Annotated in this window: 11 protein-coding genes; 3 read left to right on the forward strand and 8 right to left on the reverse strand. The window is 73.1% G+C overall.

Annotation, left to right across the window (positions count from 1 at the left end; all coding sequences use genetic code 11):
* Positions 1-2: 2 nt before the first annotated feature.
* From AAT21_RS25015 to AAT21_RS25035, 5 genes are all read right to left on the reverse strand, one after another.
* Entirely contained in the window at positions 3-1,634 is a 1,632-nt protein-coding gene (locus AAT21_RS25015; protein WP_046779214.1) for a succinic semialdehyde dehydrogenase, read from the reverse strand.
* 103 nt (positions 1,635-1,737) lie between these two features.
* Positions 1,738-3,384 carry a serine/threonine-protein kinase gene (locus tag AAT21_RS25020; protein ID WP_046779215.1) on the reverse strand — a complete coding sequence of 549 codons (1,647 nt, stop codon included), beginning with the start codon at positions 3,382-3,384 and terminating at the stop codon, positions 1,738-1,740.
* A gap of 125 nt (positions 3,385-3,509) precedes the next feature.
* A complete protein-coding gene (locus tag AAT21_RS25025) occupies positions 3,510-6,158 on the reverse strand; it encodes a protein kinase (RefSeq protein WP_046779216.1) in 2,649 nt (882 codons plus the stop codon).
* A 77-nt stretch (positions 6,159-6,235) separates the two neighbouring features.
* On the reverse strand, positions 6,236-8,701 hold the full coding sequence (locus AAT21_RS25030) for a serine/threonine-protein kinase (RefSeq protein ID WP_412180336.1): 2,466 nt from the start codon (positions 8,699-8,701) through the stop codon (positions 6,236-6,238).
* A 284-nt stretch (positions 8,702-8,985) separates the two neighbouring features.
* Positions 8,986-10,692: a glycerol-3-phosphate dehydrogenase/oxidase gene (locus AAT21_RS25035; RefSeq protein WP_046779218.1), complete on the reverse strand. Its 1,707-nt coding sequence runs from the start codon at positions 10,690-10,692 to the stop codon at positions 8,986-8,988.
* 228 nt (positions 10,693-10,920) lie between these two features.
* Between AAT21_RS25035 and AAT21_RS25040 the strand changes: the two genes are divergently transcribed.
* The 3 genes from AAT21_RS25040 to AAT21_RS25050 all read left to right on the forward strand — a co-directional run bounded on the left by AAT21_RS25040 (position 10,921) and on the right by AAT21_RS25050 (position 12,740).
* On the forward strand, positions 10,921-12,150 hold the full coding sequence (locus tag AAT21_RS25040; protein ID WP_046779219.1) for a nucleotide sugar dehydrogenase: 1,230 nt from the start codon (positions 10,921-10,923) through the stop codon (positions 12,148-12,150).
* A gap of 75 nt (positions 12,151-12,225) precedes the next feature.
* Positions 12,226-12,426, forward strand: a complete 201-nt coding sequence (locus AAT21_RS25045; protein WP_046779220.1) for a hypothetical protein — start codon at positions 12,226-12,228, stop codon at positions 12,424-12,426.
* Positions 12,423-12,740 (forward strand): type II toxin-antitoxin system PemK/MazF family toxin, encoded by a 318-nt coding sequence (locus AAT21_RS25050; RefSeq protein WP_107081376.1) that lies wholly within the window; start codon positions 12,423-12,425, stop codon positions 12,738-12,740. The genes AAT21_RS25045 and AAT21_RS25050 overlap by 4 nt, the downstream gene beginning before the upstream one ends.
* Positions 12,741-12,805: 65 nt before the next feature.
* On the opposite strand, the gene AAT21_RS25055 is transcribed toward AAT21_RS25050, so the two are convergent.
* The 3 genes from AAT21_RS25055 to AAT21_RS25065 all read right to left on the reverse strand — a co-directional run bounded on the left by AAT21_RS25055 (position 12,806) and on the right by AAT21_RS25065 (position 16,313).
* A complete protein-coding gene (locus tag AAT21_RS25055) occupies positions 12,806-13,930 on the reverse strand; it encodes a GuaB3 family IMP dehydrogenase-related protein (protein ID WP_046779221.1) in 1,125 nt (374 codons plus the stop codon).
* Positions 13,931-14,069: 139 nt separating this feature from the next.
* Positions 14,070-15,569 carry an IMP dehydrogenase gene (gene guaB / locus AAT21_RS25060; protein ID WP_046779222.1) on the reverse strand — a complete coding sequence of 500 codons (1,500 nt, stop codon included), beginning with the start codon at positions 15,567-15,569 and terminating at the stop codon, positions 14,070-14,072.
* Positions 15,570-15,683: 114 nt separating this feature from the next.
* Complete coding sequence (locus AAT21_RS25065; protein ID WP_046779223.1) at positions 15,684-16,313, reverse strand: sigma-70 family RNA polymerase sigma factor; 630 nt, start codon at positions 16,311-16,313, stop codon at positions 15,684-15,686.
* Between the last annotated feature and the right edge of the window lie 112 nt (positions 16,314-16,425).

A 16,425-nucleotide genomic window follows, 5' to 3' on the forward strand; every position in this document is an offset into this window, starting at 1 on the left:
CCTCAGCGCAGTCGGAGAGCCTTCATGACCTTGAGGCTGCGGGTCATGAACGCCGCGTACTTCTCGTCGTCCATGCCCAGCGAGGGCGCCATCGGGACCAGCCGCTGGTGGGCGACGGTCTGGGCCTCGGTGTACTTGAGGATGCCCTCGGAGCCGTGACGGCGGCCGAGACCGGAGTCCTTCATGCCGCCCATGGGCGCCTGGGCGCTGCCGTAGGCGGGGGCGTAGCCCTCGTTGATGTTGACGGTGCCAGTGCGCAGGCGGGCGGCGACGGAGTGGCCGCGGCGGGCGTCCTTGGTCCAGACGCTGGAGTTGAGGCCGTAGGCGGTGGCGTTGGCCTCCGTGATCGCCTGCTCCTCGTCGGTGAAGCGGTAGACGGAGACGACCGGGCCGAAGGTCTCCTCGCCGCAGACCGCCATGGGGGCCTCGACGCCGTCGAGGATGGTGGGCTCGTAGAAGAGGGGGCCGATGTCGGGGCGGGCGGTGCCGCCGGCGACGAGCGTGGCGCCCTTGGCGACGGCCTCGTCCACGTGCCGCTGTACGGTCTCCAGCTGGCGCTCGCCGACCAGCGAGCCCATGTCGGCGCCGTAGGCGAGCGAACTGCCCAGGCGCATGGCCCGGGTGCGGGCGGCGAATCGCTCGACGAAGGCGTCGGCGATCGAGGCGTGGACGTAGAGCCGCTCGATGGAGATGCACAGCTGGCCGGCGGAGGAGAAGCAGGCGCGGACGGCGCCCGCGGCGGCCTTCTCGACGTCGGCGTCGTGCAGGACGAGCATGGCGTTCTTGCCGCCGAGTTCGAGGGAGACCCCGACGAGCCGGTCGGCCGCGCCCCGGGCGACCTCGCGGCCGGTGCGGGTGGAGCCGGTGAAGGAGACGTAGTCGGCGTGACGGACCACCTCGGGGCCGACGACGGGGCCCTCACCGAGGACTATCTGGAAGACCTCGGCCGGCAGCCCCGCCTCGATCAGCAGGTCGCGGGCCCACAGGGCGGTCAGCGCGGTCTCGGTGTCGGGCTTCATCACGAGGGCGTTGCCCGCGACGAAGGCCGGGAGGGCGTCGCCGACCGACAGTTCGAGGGGGTAGTTCCAGGGGGCGATCTGGCCGACGACCCCGCGCGGCTGGCGCAGCTCGGTGACCTTGGTGAGGGTGGGCATCGCGCCGGGGTGGCCCTTGGGGCGCAGGTACGAGGGTGCCTTACGGCCGTAGTGCCGGGCCGAGACGGCGACGGCCTGGACCTCCTCGTGGGCGTGCAGGCGGGCCTTGCCGGTCTCCAGCTGGATCAGGTCGAGGATCTCGGCCTGCCGGGCGAGGACCAGGTCGTGGAAGCGCAGCAGGACCGCCGCCCGCTTGCGCACGGGGACCGCGGCCCAGGCGGGCTGGGCGGCGCGGGCGCGGGCGAAGGCCTCGGCCACGTCCTCGGGGGTGGCCTCGGGGAGCTCCGCCAGCCGGTCCCCGGTGAAGGGGGTGTGGTTGGCGGTCCGGCCGGAGCCGATCACTCCGCGGGTCAGCCGTGCGACCAGGTCGGGCGTCACCACGTCGGCCGCGGTGCGGGCGCCGGCCGGGGCCGGGGCGACCGGGTTGGTGGGCTGCGGTGCGGTCCGGAGGGGGGCGGCGGGGGCCAGCGAGTCCGTCATGCCGGTGAGCGTATTGCGCCCGGCAGCCTTTGGGTACCCGCCGGTAACCGGATTTTGCCTTTTCCGCCAGTGATCGCTGGCAGGATGCCGGGATCCGGGCCGATCAGGGCTTCTTGGCTGGCGGCTCCCAGCCGCTGAGCACGACGTCGAACTGCTGCTCGGTGGTGGCCCAGGTGGCGACCGGGCTGGACATGTAGATGGCGTACTCCGTGCCGTCCGGCGCCACGTACATCTGCTCCTTGGCCCTGCGCGGACCGGGGTGGTTCTGCTTCTCCGTCCAGGTGAAGTCCCAGAGCGCGGCCCGTGTGCTGTCCCGGAAGGTGTTCTGGTTCAGCCGCACCTTCTTGTAGTCGGTCCGCTTCGCCACCTGCTTCTCCAGGTCGAGCAGGTGCGCGTACGGGTCCTGGTAGTCCGGGGTGGAGTCGGCGGCGATCCGGATGAAGTGCTTCCCGTCGTCCGGGGTGTAGTCGATCTGGTCGCCGTTCGCCTTGCGCGTCCAGCCCTCCGGGACGAACAGGGTGAAGCCGGCGAGGGGGTCGACGACCTTCGTGTAGCCGGCCGGCGGGGCCGCCGCCTGCGGCTTGCCGTCGTCGCCCGACGGGCCGCCCGTCGAGCTCGCGACACGGTCCGGGTCGCCGCCCGTCCCCGACTCCTCGGTGTACTTGAGCACCCCGAAGACCCCGCCGCCGCCGAGCAGCGCGGCCACCAGGGCCACCACCGCGGCGCGCTTGAGCCAGCCGCCGTCCCGGTCGGCCGGGGCCGACGCGGCCACCGCCCCGGAGACCGCGGGTTCCGGCAGCGGGGCCGTCGGCGCGACCTCCGCCTGCGGGGCGGACTCCTCGGGCCGCTCCTGCGCCGCCGGGGCGAGCTCCTCGGACGTGACCGCGCGCGTCGGCACGTACGCGTGCGCCGCCTTCGGCTCGCGGCCCTCCATCGCCTCCAGCAGCATCCGCTCGGCCTCCTCGGCCGAGGGCCGCTCCTGCGGGTCCTTGCGCAGCAGGGCCGTGATCACCGGACCCAGCACGCCTGCCTGGCGCAGCGCCGGCGGCTCGTCGTTCACGACGGCCTGCAGGCTGGAGATCGGCGAGGTACGGCGGAACGGGGAACGGGCCTCCACCGCCGTGTACAGGGTGGCGCCCAGCGACCACAGGTCCGAGGACGGGTCGGGGATCCCACCGGTGACCCGCTCGGGCGCCAGGTAGTCGATCGAGCCCACGATCTCACCGGTGCGCGTGATGGACGAGTCGCCCTCGATCGCCGCGATCCCGAAGTCCGTGAGCAGCACCCGGCCGTCCTTGGCGAGCAGCACGTTGCCCGGCTTCACGTCCCGGTGCAGCACACCGACCGCGTGCGCGGCGCGCAGCGCGCCCAGCACGTGCAGCCCGATCCGGGCCGCCTCGCGCGGCTCGATCCGCCCGGCCGCCTTGGCGGCGTCCGCGAGGGAGGGGCCGTCGATGTACTCCATGACGATCCACGGCCGGTCGTCGTGCTCCAGTACGTCGTGGACGGTGACCACCGCCGGGTGCTGGATCCGGGCCGCGGCCCGCGCCTCCTTCTGCGTCCGGGCGTGCATGACGTCCCGGTCCGCCTGGGCCACGTACAGACCAGCCGTCAGTTCCTTGACCGCGACGGTCCTGTGGAGCAGCTCGTCATGCGCGCGCCACACCTTTCCCATACCGCCCCGGCCGATCGGCTCGACGAGCCTGTACCGGCCCGCCAGCACGGCGCCCCCACCTGTCTGCTGTTCCACGAATTCCCGCCGCTCTCTGCACTTCAGGCCAGATTACGGAGCCCACGGGGGCTGTCGGAACCGCCCGGGCGCCGAAAGACGGCACTGTGACGCAATCGCCGTACTGATCAGTCGTCAATATCCGCTCATCCGCCCGCCTTGTAACTCGCCGTGGCCTTCTCGAAGACCTCGGTGACCTTGGTCTGTTCGTCCTCCGGACCGGTGACCAGGACGACGTGGTAGCTGCCCGCCAGCGCGACGACGAAATTGCGCGCGAACACGTTGCGGCCGGTCCCGTCGATCCACGTGTAGCGGCCGGTGGCCCGCAGTTGCTGGCCGACCCTGGTGGTCTTCACGTCCCCGACGGTCGACCAGGTGGAGGTCCGGTACGGCGTCAGCTCCGGCTCCTTGTCCTTCTGGTACGCCGCCGGGTCCGGATTGCCCTCGACCTTGTCCCGGCCGGGGACCACGGTCAGCACGAACGACCCGTCGGTGTAGCGCACCTGGCCCGCCTCGTTGATCCCGCGGCGTTCCCAGCCCTCGGGGACGGCGATCTCGAAGTGCTCCGGGTCCTGTTGGGTGGTGTAGCCGGGCGGGGCCGGCGCGGGTGCGGCCTGCGAGGCGGCGGGCCCGGTGGTCTGGGGCGCCGGCTTGGACTCGGGCGTCCCGGTGGGCACCTGGGAGGGGCCTGGCCTCGACGACGCGTGCGCGGTGGTCTCCCCTGGGCCTCCCTGCTCCTGCGGCACGCCGGCCCGCGGCATGAACAGCATCGCGTACGCGACGGCCCCGGCGAGGAGGACCAGGATGCCGACGAGCAGGGTCCGGCCGAGCGCCATCGGCTTGCGCGCGGCCGTGGGATTGCGGTGCCGTCCGTGAACCTCGCCGCGGCGGCGTACGACGGGAAGCCGCGCGGGATCCGGCTCCGGCTTCGGGAGCACGCCGAGCCCCGCGTCCGGCTCGGGCGCGGACCGTACGAGCGAGCGCAGCCAGCCGCGCAGTTCCTCGAAGTCCGGCCGCTCGGTGGGGTCCTGGCGCAGCAGGGACTCCACGACCGGGCGGAGCGCGCCGCATTCCTCGGCGAAGGCGGGGGGTTCGCCGCAGACCATCTCGACGAGCTCGGCGACGCTGTCCTCCGGGTAGGGGGCGTGGCCCTGCACGGCGCGGAAGAGCAGCGCGCCGAGCGCCCAGAGGTCGGTGGCGGGCCCGACGGGGGCCGCCAGCTGCCAGTGGCCGTGCACGGGGCCGGCCTGTTCGGGGGCCCACCGCTCGGTGATCGCGCCGACCAGGGCCATGCGCGTGTGCCGTGCCCGCTCGGCGTCGAGCCCGGTCCACGGGGCGGCCTGCGGGGCCCGTTCCGGGGCGGGCACCGCGGTCCCCGGGGTCTCGGCCTGGTGGTAACCCTGCGGCAGGGCGAGCTGTGCGGGCAGGGCGGGCACGGCCGGCGGCTCGGCCCGGCTCCAGGCGGGCGGGGCCGGGACGGGCCGGGCCTCGGGCCTCGGCCGGAGTTCGGGGTCGGCTTCGAGGCCGACTGCGAGATCGGCTTCCGGTGCGGCTCCGGAGCCGGCGCCGGGCCCGGCGCCGGCATCGCGTTCGGGTTCGGCGTCGGCTCCGGCTTCGGCTTCGGCCTGCGGCAGGACCGGGCGGCGCGGGGTCGCACCGTGCCAGGCGCCGGCCTCGGTCCCGGCGGTGGCCTCGGTCCCGGCGGTGGGCCCGGCTGTGGCCGCGGTGCCGGCGGCGGTCCCGGTGCCGGTGCTGCTCCCGGTGCCGGTCCCTGTTCCGGTCTCCGGTCCTCGGCCGTAGGGGTACGAGTACCCCTGCGGGAGGGTCGATCCCTCGGGCCTGCGCTCGGGCGTCGCCCCGGTGGCGGTGGCGGCCTCGATGGCCGCTTCGGCCCTGCGCTGCTCGGCGACCCGGGCGGCGGCCCGCGCGCCCGCACGGTAGGCGGCGACGACCCCGGCGCGCGCGGCGGCCTGCGGATCGGCCCGGTCCTGCGGACGGCCGGGGGCGATGTGGTCGTTGTACCGCGGCCCGGTGTCGTACCCGGGGGCCACGAGCGGCGCGTACCCAACCGCTTCGGACGGGGGCGGGGGTGCCGGAGCCGGGATCGGGGCCTGGAGCCGGGCCGGGATCGGGGCCGGCGGGGTCGGTGCGGGAACCGGTAACGGGGCGGGGGCCGGGGCGAGGCCCGGACCCCAGCGCTCGTCGGGAGCGGAGTCGGCGCTGCGGGGCACGGGGTCGTAGCCGCACAGGGCCTCCTCCGCGGCGCCGGCCGCCAGGCCGGTCAGCACGACCCTGCCGTCCTCGCACACCAACACCGTGCGGACCGTGATGTTCCGGTGGGTCCAGCCGTGCGCGTGCAGCACCCGCAGCGCGGTGAGCACGTCCGACGCCACCTCGGCCGCCCGGTAGGGGCTGAGGGGTTCGTCGGCGAGCAGCGCGGCCAACGGCCTGGCCGGGACGAGTTCGCTCACTATCCACAGCGACTCGCCCTCGGCGAACACGTCGAAGACCTGGTCCAGCCGCGGATGGTCGGGAATCGCGGCCGCGGCCTGCGCCGCCTCGATCGCGCGCCGGACGGCCGGCAGGTCGGCGGGAGCGCGGCGGGCCGCCGGAACGGCCGACGGCCCGTCCACCAGTTCGGCGTCCACGACCTCCGGCAACGGCACCTGCCGCACCAGGACTTCCTGTCCGCTGCGCGTGTCGAAGGCCCGGGTCTCGACGAGCTCGTACGCGTCGGACGGCGGCAGCGGCAGGCGGTAGCGGCCGGCCAGGATCCGGCCCGCGTACTCCTCCACATCGCCTCCCCCGAGTGCGGCGGGCCCTCAGGGCCCCGCTGACACGATACGTCGACAGGGGCGCCTGCGTCCCGGGGTCAGGCGAGAGGCCGGAAGGTCTGGAAGGCGACCTCGCGCATCTGGGTGCATTCGGGGCCGTCCCACTGGTCGGCGGGGCAGCTGATCATGATGGCGTAGCCGTGCGTGGCGTCGGTCTTGAAGCCGCGGTTGAGGACGCGCATCTTCACCCCGCCGTGCTCCCGCTCGAACTCCCAGTCCGCGACGGTCGGGTAGCCCCGGTACTCCGTCTTGTCTATGCGGATCTGCCGGTAGCCCTTGCTGCTGCCGCCCACCGCCGGGGCCAGCTTGATCCAGGCGAGGGCCGCATCGTCGCCCGGATTGCCGGTGAAGTCGACCTGGATCCGGGGGAATCCGCCGTCGCGGCTGAATATCCCGCCGGAGTTCTCGCCGGCGGTGCCCGTCCGCTTGAACCCTTCGGGCATCGCCATCGAGAAGTGGAAGCCGGGCTCCGTCACCAGCACGAATCCGGCCGGGAGCGCGCCGCCCGCTCCCCCGGTCGTGGCGCCCTGCCCCTGGCCCTGGCCCTGGCCCTGAGCCTGGCCCTGGCCGGCGGTCTGCTGGCCCTGCCCCTGGCCCTGCGCGGCGGCGCCCGCGTCGGTACCGGCGCCGGCGGTACCGCCGGCGCCCGTCTCACCGGTGTTCCCCGACGGCTTCGGCGAACCCTGCTCGGCGCCGCCCGAGGTCTGCGGGGCGGACGCGGCCGGGGTGGGCTGACCGCCCTTGCCCTGGTTCTTCTTGTCCTTGTCGTCGCCGCTGACGGCGTAGACGATCAGCGAGCCGACCACCACGAGGACGGCGACCACGGCGGCCACCGCGAGCGCGATGGTGCGCCGCGGCATGACGTCGGTGAGCGGCGCGACGACGGCGGCGGGGCGGCCCTTCGGCGCCTCCGCGGCCGAGACCGCGACGGCCGGGGCGGCCGTCGCCGCCTTGCGGGCGGCCTTCAGCGCGGCGCGGGCGCGCTCGCGCTGCTCCCGCTCCCGGCGCTCCCGTTCCTTCTTCGCGGCCTTGGCGGCGGCCTTCTCCGCGGTGGCCTTCTCGGCGGCCTGCTGGGCGTCCGCCAGCGATATCTGCCGGGTCTCCTCGGCGACCGCGGGCACCACGGGGGCGGGCACCGGCTCGGGCGCGGCGAGGACGGCGGTGAGCATCTCCCGGGCGCGCTCCTCGTTCAGGCGGCGGGCCGGGTCCTTGGCGAGCAGACCGTAGATGACCTCGGTGAGCGGGCCGGCGTTCTTCGGCGGGTCGACCGGCTCGGTCATGACGGCGGTGAGCGTGGCGAGCGCGGACCCCTTGTCGTACGGGGGCACGCCCTCGACGGAGGCGTACAGCAGGCCGCCGAGCGACCACATGTCGGCGGGCGGGCCGGGCTTCTGGCCGCGGGCGCGCTCGGGCGAGATGTAGGAGGGCGCGCCGACGAGCATGCCGGTGGAGGTGACGGAGGGGTCCCCCTCGACCTGGGCGATGCCGAAGTCGGTGAGGACGACGCGGCCGTTGCCGGCGATGAGCACGTTGGAGGGCTTGACGTCGCGGTGCAGGATGCCCTGGCCGTGCGCGGCGCGCAGGACCTCGAGCACGGCGAGGCCGACCTCGGCGGCGCGGTGCGGGGTGAGGGGGCCGTTCTCCCGGATGAACTCCGCGAGCGAGGGCCCCTCGATGAGCTCCATGACGATCCACGGCCGGGCGTCCTCGTCGACGACGTCGTAGACGGTGACGGCGCCGCCGCTGCGGATCCGGGCGATGGCCTTGGCCTCGCGGAGGGTGCGGGTGATGAGGCGGCGCTTCTCGTCGTCGTCGACCCCGCTGCTGAAGCGGAGTTCCTTGACGGCGACGGTACGGCCCAGGGTCTCGTCCTGGGCCCGCCAGACGGTGCCCATGCCGCCCTTGCCGAGCACGGCGCCGAGCCGGTACCGGCCGGCCAGCAGCCGCCCTTCGTGCTGCCCGTCCCCGGCCGCCTTGGCCGCGGCGGCCTTGACGGCCGCCGCCATCGCATCGGCCTTCTCAACGACGGGATTCCCCCCGGTCGCCCCCACCGCAGGCGCGGCCTTGCCCAGGCCCGGCTTCGCAGCCGCCGGCTTCGCGCCGGCCTCCGACTCTGCCGCGGGCGCGGCCTTGCTCAGACTCGGCACGTCGGCGGACTTCGCGTCACCTTCCGGCTCCGCCGCGGAGGCTGACTTCGTCCCGCCGGGCTCGGCGGCGGCCCGCGCCGCAGGCGCAGCCTTGCCCAAGCTCGGCTTCGCAGCCGCCGGCTTCGCGCCGGCCTCCGACTCTGCCGCGGCCTTGCCCAAGCTCGGCTTCGCAGCCGCGGGCTTCGCGTCCCCGTCCAGCTCCGCCGCAGGTGCGGCCTTGACCAGTCCCGGCTTCGCGGCCGCAGACGCGGCCTCGCCCGGCTTCGGCTCGGCAGCCGCAGCGGAACCCTCGGGCGCGGCCTTGCCCGGCTTCGGCCCATCAGCCTCCGCCTCAGCGGCAGCCCTTGCCGCAGGCACGGAAACATCCTCGGGCTTCGCCGCAGGCGACCCGGCAGGCGACCGCGACCCCGCAGAGGCGCCGTCGTCAAGCTCCGCCGCAGGCGCCCCGGCAGGTGACTCGGTGTGCTCCGGCTTCGACATGCGTCCCCTCTGCGATCGTGCCGCTGCTCCGCCCGCCCCAGCGGCTGAGCGACCCGGCGGCCGGGGCCCACGGTAACCCGCCCCGGCAGAGCCATCATTGTTCCTCACTCCGCAACGGACGGACCCCCCGGGTCTGCGGTTCCGCCTTCCGGATCCCGGAGTTACAACGGAACGATGTCGGGCGCCCCCAGCCGCGCCGCGTCCGCCGTCTGGTCGTCCGGCTGCCGCTGCGATTCCCGTTCCGCCTGGACCCGCTTCTCGTAGTGCTCCACTTCCTTCTCGATCTGCTGCTTGTCCCACCCCAGCACCGGAGCCATCAACTCCGCGCACTCCCGCGCCGACCGCGTCCCCCGGTCGAAGGTCTCGATCGAGATCCGCGTCCGCCGCGTCAGTACGTCGTCCAGGTGCCGCGCCCCCTCGTGCGAGGCCGCGTACACGATCTCCGCGCGCAGGTAGTCGTCCGCCCCGGTCACCGCCTTGCCCAGTTCCGGATCGTCGGCGACCAGGCCGAGCAGTTCCTCCGTCAGCGTCCCGTACCGGTTCAACAGGTGTTCCACCCGCACCACATGAAGGCCCGTCCGGGCCGCGATCCGCGCCCGCCCGTTCCACAGGGCCTTGTACCCCTCGGCCCCCACCAGCGGCACGTCCTCCGTCACGCACGGCGCCACCCGCTGGTCCAGCCCGTGCACCGCCTCGTCGACTGCGTCCTTCGCCATGACCCGGTACGTCGTGTACTTGCCGCCCGCGACCACCACCAGCCCCGGCACCGGATGGGCCACCGTGTGCTCGCGCGACAGCTTGCTCGTCGCGTCCGACTCGCCGGCCAGCAGCGGCCGCAGGCCCGCGTACACGCCCTGGACGTCGTCGCGCGTCAGCGGCACCGCCAGCACCGAGTTCACGTGTTCCAGGATGTAGTCGATGTCCGCGCTGGACGCCGCCGGGTGCGCCTTGTCCAGGTCCCAGTCGGTGTCCGTGGTGCCCACGATCCAGTGCCGCCCCCACGGGATGACGAACAGCACCGACTTCTCGGTCCGCAGGATCAGCCCGGTGGTCGAATGGATACGGTCCTTCGGCACGACCAGGTGGATGCCCTTCGAGGCCCGCACGTGGAACTGCCCGCGCTCCCCGATCAGCGCCTGGGTGTCGTCCGTCCACACCCCGGTGGCATTGACGACCTGCTTCGCGCGGATCTCGTACTCGACGCCGCCCTCCACGTCCCGCACGCGGGCACCGACGACGCGTTCACCCTCGCGCAGGAATCCGATGACCCTCGCCCGGTTGGCACAGTGCGCCCCGTAGGCCGCGGCCGTCCGCACGAGCGTGGTGACGTACCGCGCGTCGTCCATCTGGGCGTCGTAGTACTGGAGGGCGCCCACCAGGGCGTCCTTGCGCAGCGCCGGTGCCACCCGCAGGGCCCGGGAGCGCGACAGGTGCCGGTGCACCGGCAGGCCGCGGCCATGACCGCTGGAGACCGACATGGCGTCGTACATCGCGACGCCCGCGCCGGCATAGAGCCGCTCCCAGCCCTTGTGCTGCAGGGGGTACAGGAAGGGCACCGGCTTCACCAGATGCGGGGCGAGGCGCTCCAGCAGCAGACCGCGCTCCTTCAGCGCCTCCCGCACGAGGGCGAAGTCGAGCATCTCCAGATACCGCAGACCGCCGTGGATCAGCTTGCTCGACCGGCTGGAGGTGCCCGAGGCCCAGTCACGCGCCTCCACCAGACCGGTGGACAGGCCTCTCGTCACGGCATCGAGCGCGGTACCGGCGCCGACCACGCCCGCACCCACGACCAGCACGTCCAGTTCCCGCTCGGCCATCCGGGTGAAGGCCACGGCTCGCTGCGCCGGCCCCAGTGTCGCTGTCCTCACGGCTGCCTCCCGTCGGTGCGGATGAGATCCCGCTCACATGCCCCCGTTTCATGATTCTGACGTCCCGCACTCACATCAGCCACCGCCTGTGGACAACACAACGACGGCGTTCACCCCGGAATGCGACATATCTGTCATATATAAGCCTAGTCTGACATTGCGCCAGCTCCCTGCCCTCGGGAGGACTTGCGCGGCACCCCCTCACGCCAGGGAAGGGACGGCATCCCCATGCCCGCAGACCTCGCCGTCATCGGACTCGGCCACCTCGGCCTTCCGCTCGCCCAGGCGGCCGTCGCCGCCGGGATCGAGACGGTCGGCTACGAAAGCGGCCCGGTCACCGACTCCACTCTCTCCGCCGCCGAGATCCGCCGCATGTCGGCGGCCGGCTTCCGGGTCACCACCGACCCCGCCGAGCTCGGCCGGGTCCGCACGGCCGTCATCTGCGCCCCCACCCGGCTGGGCGCCGACCGCGCGCTGGACCTCTCCGCCGTGGGCGGCGCGGGCCGCGCGCTCGCCGCACGGCTGCGCCCCCACACCACGGTGATCCTCGAATCCGCCGCCCACCCCGGCGTCACCGAGGACTACCTGCGGCCGATCCTGGAAGAGGGATCGGGACTCCGCGCGGGCCGGGACTTCCACCTGGCCTACTCCCCCAGCCGCCTCGACCCCGGCAACCGGACGCACGGCGTCGCCAACACCCCCAAGGTGATCGGCGGCCTCACCCCCGCCTGCACCGAGTCCGCGCACGCCTTCTACGCCCGCCTCACCGAGAAGGTCGTCCGCGCCCGCGGCCTGCGCGAGGCCGAGACCGTGCAGCTGCTCGAAACCAACTACCGCCACGTCAACATCGCCCTGATGAACGAGATGGCCGTGCTCTGCCACGACCTCGGCGTCGACCTGTGGGACGTCATCCGCTGCGCCGAGACCAAGCCGTACGGCTTCCAGGCCTTCCGCCCCGGCCCCGGCGTCGGCGGCCACAGCGTCCCCCTCGACCCGAACTACCTCCCCCACACCACCCGCACCCCCGGCCACCCGCTGCGCATGGTCGGCCTGGCGCAGGAGATCAACGACCGGATGCCGCAGTACGTCATCCAGCGCTCCGCCACCCTGCTGAACGAACACGGCAAGTCCGCCCGCGGGGCCCGCGTCCTGCTGCTCGGCGTCACGTACAAGCCCGACCTCGCCGACCAGGAGGGCTCCCCGGCCGGCGAGATCGCCAGCCGGCTCATCGACCTCGGGGCACTGATCAGCTACCACGACCCGTACATCACGGGCTGGCGGGTCAGGGACCGGCCGGTCCCCCGCGCCGAGTCCCTCTACGAGGCCGCGGCCAACGCGGACCTGACGATCCTGCTCCAGCACCACCGCACGTACGACATGCAGGCCCTGGCGGTGAAGGCCCAGCTCCTCCTGGACACCCGCGGCGCCGGCCCGGCGGGCGCCGCCCACCGCCTCTAAGCACCGGCCTCACCTGGACAGACCGGGTGTGCAACATTTGCTGCACAGATGTTGCACCGGGAGTAGCCTGGACGCATGGCGACGACCATAGGGTTCAGGCCCACCGAAGAGGACGAGCGGATCATCGCGGCGGCCATGCGCGACGGCGAGCGGACCAGCGACGTGATCAGACGGGCCCTGCGGCTGCTGGAGCGGGAGGCGTGGCTCGAACAGGCACGCGTCGCAGCAGAGCGGCTGGCGGACGAGGACCTGAACGCCGAACCGGACGCCTGGTGATCCGGGGCGCCGTCTACCGCGTGGACCTGGGCGACGCCAAGCGCGGGCACGAGCAGCGGGGCAAGCGCTTCGGCCTCGTCCTGACCCCGAGCGGCATGGCCTGGAGCGTGGTGACCATCGTTCCCACGTCGACCAGCGCCCAGGATTCCCCCTTCCGCCCCGAGCTGGAGATCGGCGGCAGGCTCACGCGGTTGCTGGTCGACCAGATCCGCACGATCGACGTGTCGTTCGTGCACGGCGACCCTGTGCACTGTCTGGACCGGCACGAGCTGGCCCAGGTCGAACACGCCGTCACGCTGTACCTCGGTCTGTGACCCGATGCCGGAGGGCCGGCACCCCGAGCGGGGTGCCGGCCCTCAGGCATACGCGGTGGGAACCGTCAGCGGCGGTGCTGGGAGTCCGCCACCGTGACCTCGACCCGCTGGAACTCCTTGAGCTCGCTGTAGCCGGTGGTGGCCATCGAGCGGCGCAGCGCGCCGAAGATGTTCATCGAGCCGTCGGGGCTGTGCGAGGGACCGGTGAGGATCTCCTCGGTGGTGCCGACGGTGCCGAGGTCGACCTTCTTGCCGCGCGGCACGTCCTCGTGGACGGCCTCCATGCCCCAGTGGTTGCCCCTGCCGGGCGCGTCCGTGGCGCGGGCCAGCGGGGAGCCCATCATCACCGCGTCGGCGCCGCAGGCCACGGCCTTCGGGATGTCGCCCGACCAGCCCACACCGCCGTCGGCGATGACGTGCACGTAGCGGCCGCCGGACTCGTCCATGTAGTCGCGGCGGGCCGCCGCCACGTCCGCGACAGCGGTCGCCATCGGGACCTGGATACCGAGGACGTTGCGCGTGGTGTGCGCGGCGCCGCCGCCGAAGCCGACCAGCACGCCCGCGGCGCCGGTGCGCATCAGGTGCAGGGCCGCGGTGTAGGTGGCGCAGCCGCCGACGATGACCGGGACGTCGAGCTCGTAGATGAACTGCTTGAGGTTCAGCGGCTCGGCGGCGCCGGAGACGTGCTCGGCGGAGACGGTGGTGCCGCGGATGACGAAGATGTCCACGCCCGCGTCGACGACGGCCTTGGAGAACTCGGCGGTGCGCTGCGGGGAGAGCGCGGCGGCGGTGACCACACCGGAGTCGCGCACCTCCTTGATGCGCTGCCGGATCAGGTCGGCCTGGATCGGCGCGGAGTAGATCTCCTGGAGGCGGCGGGTGGCGGCCTCCTCGTCCAGCTCCGCGATCTCGTCGAGCAGCGGCTGCGGGTCCTCGTAGCGGGTCCACAGGCCTTCGAGGTTCAGCACGCCGAGGCCGCCGAGCTCACCGATGCGGATGGCGGTCTGCGGGGAGACGACCGAGTCCATGGGGGCGGCCAGGAAGGGGAGCTCGAAGCGGTACGCGTCGATCTGCCAGGCGATCGAGACCTCCTTCGGGTCCCGGGTACGCCGGCTCGGGACGATGGCGATGTCGTCGAACGCGTACGCCCTGCGGCCGCGCTTGCCGCGCCCGATCTCGATCTCAGTCACGTGTGGTGGCCTTTCCTCTGGGTCTGCCCGTCCAGTATCCCCGAACCCCGGCGGGCCGCGTCCCGGTGACCGCTGTACGGACGCCACGCGAGAGGGGCGGACCCGGTGACCCGGGTCCGCCCCTCTGTGTCGCGCCTGCTCAGCCCTTGCGGCTGTAGTTCGGGGCCTCGACGGTCATCTGGATGTCGTGCGGGTGGCTCTCCTTGAGGCCCGCCGAGGTGATGCGCACGAAGCGGCCGTTGTCCTGGAGCTCGGGCACGGTGCGCCCGCCCACGTAGAACATCGACTGGCGCAGACCGCCGACGAGCTGGTGGACGACCGCGGACAGCGGGCCGCGGTAGGGAACCTGGCCCTCGATGCCCTCGGGGATGAGCTTGTCGTCGCCGCCCACGCCCTCCTGGAAGTAGCGGTCCTTGGAGAAGGAGCGCTGGTCGCCGCGGGACTGCATCGCGCCGAGCGAGCCCATGCCGCGGTAGGACTTGAACTGCTTGCCGTTGATGAAGAGCAGCTCGCCCGGGGACTCCTCGCAGCCCGCGAGCAGCGAGCCGAGCATCACCGTGTCGGCGCCCGCGACCAGGGCCTTGGCGATGTCGCCGGAGTACTGCAGGCCGCCGTCGCCGATGACCGGGACGCCGGCTGCCTTGGCGGCGAGCGAGGCCTCGTAGATCGCGGTGACCTGCGGGACGCCGATGCCGGCGACGACGCGGGTGGTGCAGATGGAGCCGGGGCCGACGCCGACCTTGATGCCGTCGCAGCCGGCGTCGATCAGCGACTGGGCGCCGTCGCGGGTCGCGACGTTGCCGCCGATGACGTCCACCGAGGAGTTCGACTTGATCTTGGCAACCATGTCGCCGACCAGCCGGGAGTGACCGTGGGCGGTGTCGACGACGATGAAGTCGGCGCCCGCCTCGATCAGGGCCTGGGCGCGGTCGTACGCGTCACCGGCGACGCCGACGGCGGCGCCGACCAGGAGGCGGCCGTCCTTGTCCTTGGCGGCGTTCGGGTACTTCTCGGCCTTGACGAAGTCCTTGACCGTGATGAGGCCCTTGAGGATGCCCGCGTCGTCGACCAGCGGAAGCTTCTCGATCTTGTGGCGGCGCAGCAGCTCCATGGCGTCCACGCCCGAGATGCCGACCTTGCCCGTGACCAGCGGCATCGGGGTCATGACCTCGCGCACCTGGCGGCTGCGGTCCGACTCGAAGGCCATGTCGCGGTTGGTGACGATACCGAGGAGCCTGCCCGCGGGGTCGGTGACCGGGACGCCGGAGATGCGGAACTTCGCGCAGAGCTCGTCGGCCTCGCGCAGGGTCGCGTCCGGGTGCACCGTGATCGGGTCGGAGACCATGCCGGACTCGGAACGCTTCACGAGGTCGACCTGATTGGCCTGGTCCGCGATGGAGAGGTTGCGGTGCAGCACGCCGACGCCGCCCTGGCGGGCCATCGCGATGGCCATGCGGGCCTCGGTGACCTTGTCCATGGCCGCGGACAGCAGCGGGATGTTCACGCGCACGTTGCGGGAGATCAGGGAAGAGGTGTCGATGTCGTCCGGTGCCATGTCCGACGCGCCCGGCAGCAGCAGCACGTCGTCGTAGGTCAGTCCGAGCGTGGCGAATTTGTCGGGCACTCCGTCGGCGGTCATGACACCTTCCCAAATGGTCTTGCTCAGCGCGGATGTCCATGCTAACGGGATCGGGACGCGTCTCATTCCACGACCAAGGCCAACCAGAAGATTCGTAGTTTCCTACGGGTAGACCTACTGCTCGGCGAGGGCGCGGAGCCGGCTGAGCGCCCGGTGCTGGGCCACGCGCACGGCTCCGGGGGACATCCCGAGCATCTGACCGGTCTCCTCCGCGGTCAGCCCGACGGCCACCCGCAGGACGAGAAGTTCGCGCTGGTTCTCCGGCAGGTTCTCCAGCAGCTTCTTGGCCCATGCGGCGTCGCTGCTGAGCAGCGCGCGCTCCTCCGGGCCCAGCGAGTCGTCCGGCCGCTCCGGCATCTCGTCCGACGGCACGGCCGTGCTGCCCGGGTGCCTCATGGCGGCCCGCTGCAGGTCGGCGACCTTGTGCGCGGCGATGGCGAAGACGAATGCCTCGAAGGGGCGACCGGTGTCCCGGTAGCGCGGCAGCGCCATCAGGACGGCGACGCAGACCTCCTGCGCCAGGTCCTCCACGAAGTGGCGAGCGTCACCCGGGAGCCGTGACAGCCGGGTGCGGCAGTAGCGGATGGCGAGGGGGTGAACGAAGGCGAGCAGGTCGTGCGTGGCCTGCTCGTCACCCTCCACCGCGCGGCGTACGAGCGCGCTGGCGCCCCCGGCACTGCCGCCGGCGGCGGCGCCGGTGGGGCCTGTGGCCGCAGGGGACCCCAGGGCCTCGTCGTCGCGCATCCGTCCATGGTGCCTTGGCGCCGGAGCATCCGCGGCACCGTGGCCCTTTTCGTGCGTCGAAGCGTTATGAGCGGGTGCGCCGGAACTCTTCATCTGCGCCCTCCCCTCCCGC

This window comes from Streptomyces yangpuensis (assembly GCF_001005295.1).
In the GTDB taxonomy this organism is placed as follows: domain Bacteria; phylum Actinomycetota; class Actinomycetes; order Streptomycetales; family Streptomycetaceae; genus Streptomyces; species Streptomyces yangpuensis.

What these genes read in the sequence shown, in the direction of transcription:
- AAT21_RS25015 (WP_046779214.1), bottom strand. Translation starts at nt 1,634, where the DNA reads ATGACGGACTCGCTGGCCCCCGCCGCCCCCCTCCGGACCGCACCGCAG.
- AAT21_RS25045 (WP_046779220.1), top strand. Translation starts at nt 12,226, where the DNA reads ATGGCGACGACCATAGGGTTCAGGCCCACCGAAGAGGACGAGCGGATC.
- AAT21_RS25040 (WP_046779219.1), top strand. Translation starts at nt 10,921, where the DNA reads ATGCCCGCAGACCTCGCCGTCATCGGACTCGGCCACCTCGGCCTTCCG.
- AAT21_RS25065 (WP_046779223.1), bottom strand. Translation starts at nt 16,313, where the DNA reads ATGCGCGACGACGAGGCCCTGGGGTCCCCTGCGGCCACAGGCCCCACC.
- guaB (WP_046779222.1), bottom strand. Translation starts at nt 15,569, where the DNA reads ATGACCGCCGACGGAGTGCCCGACAAATTCGCCACGCTCGGACTGACC.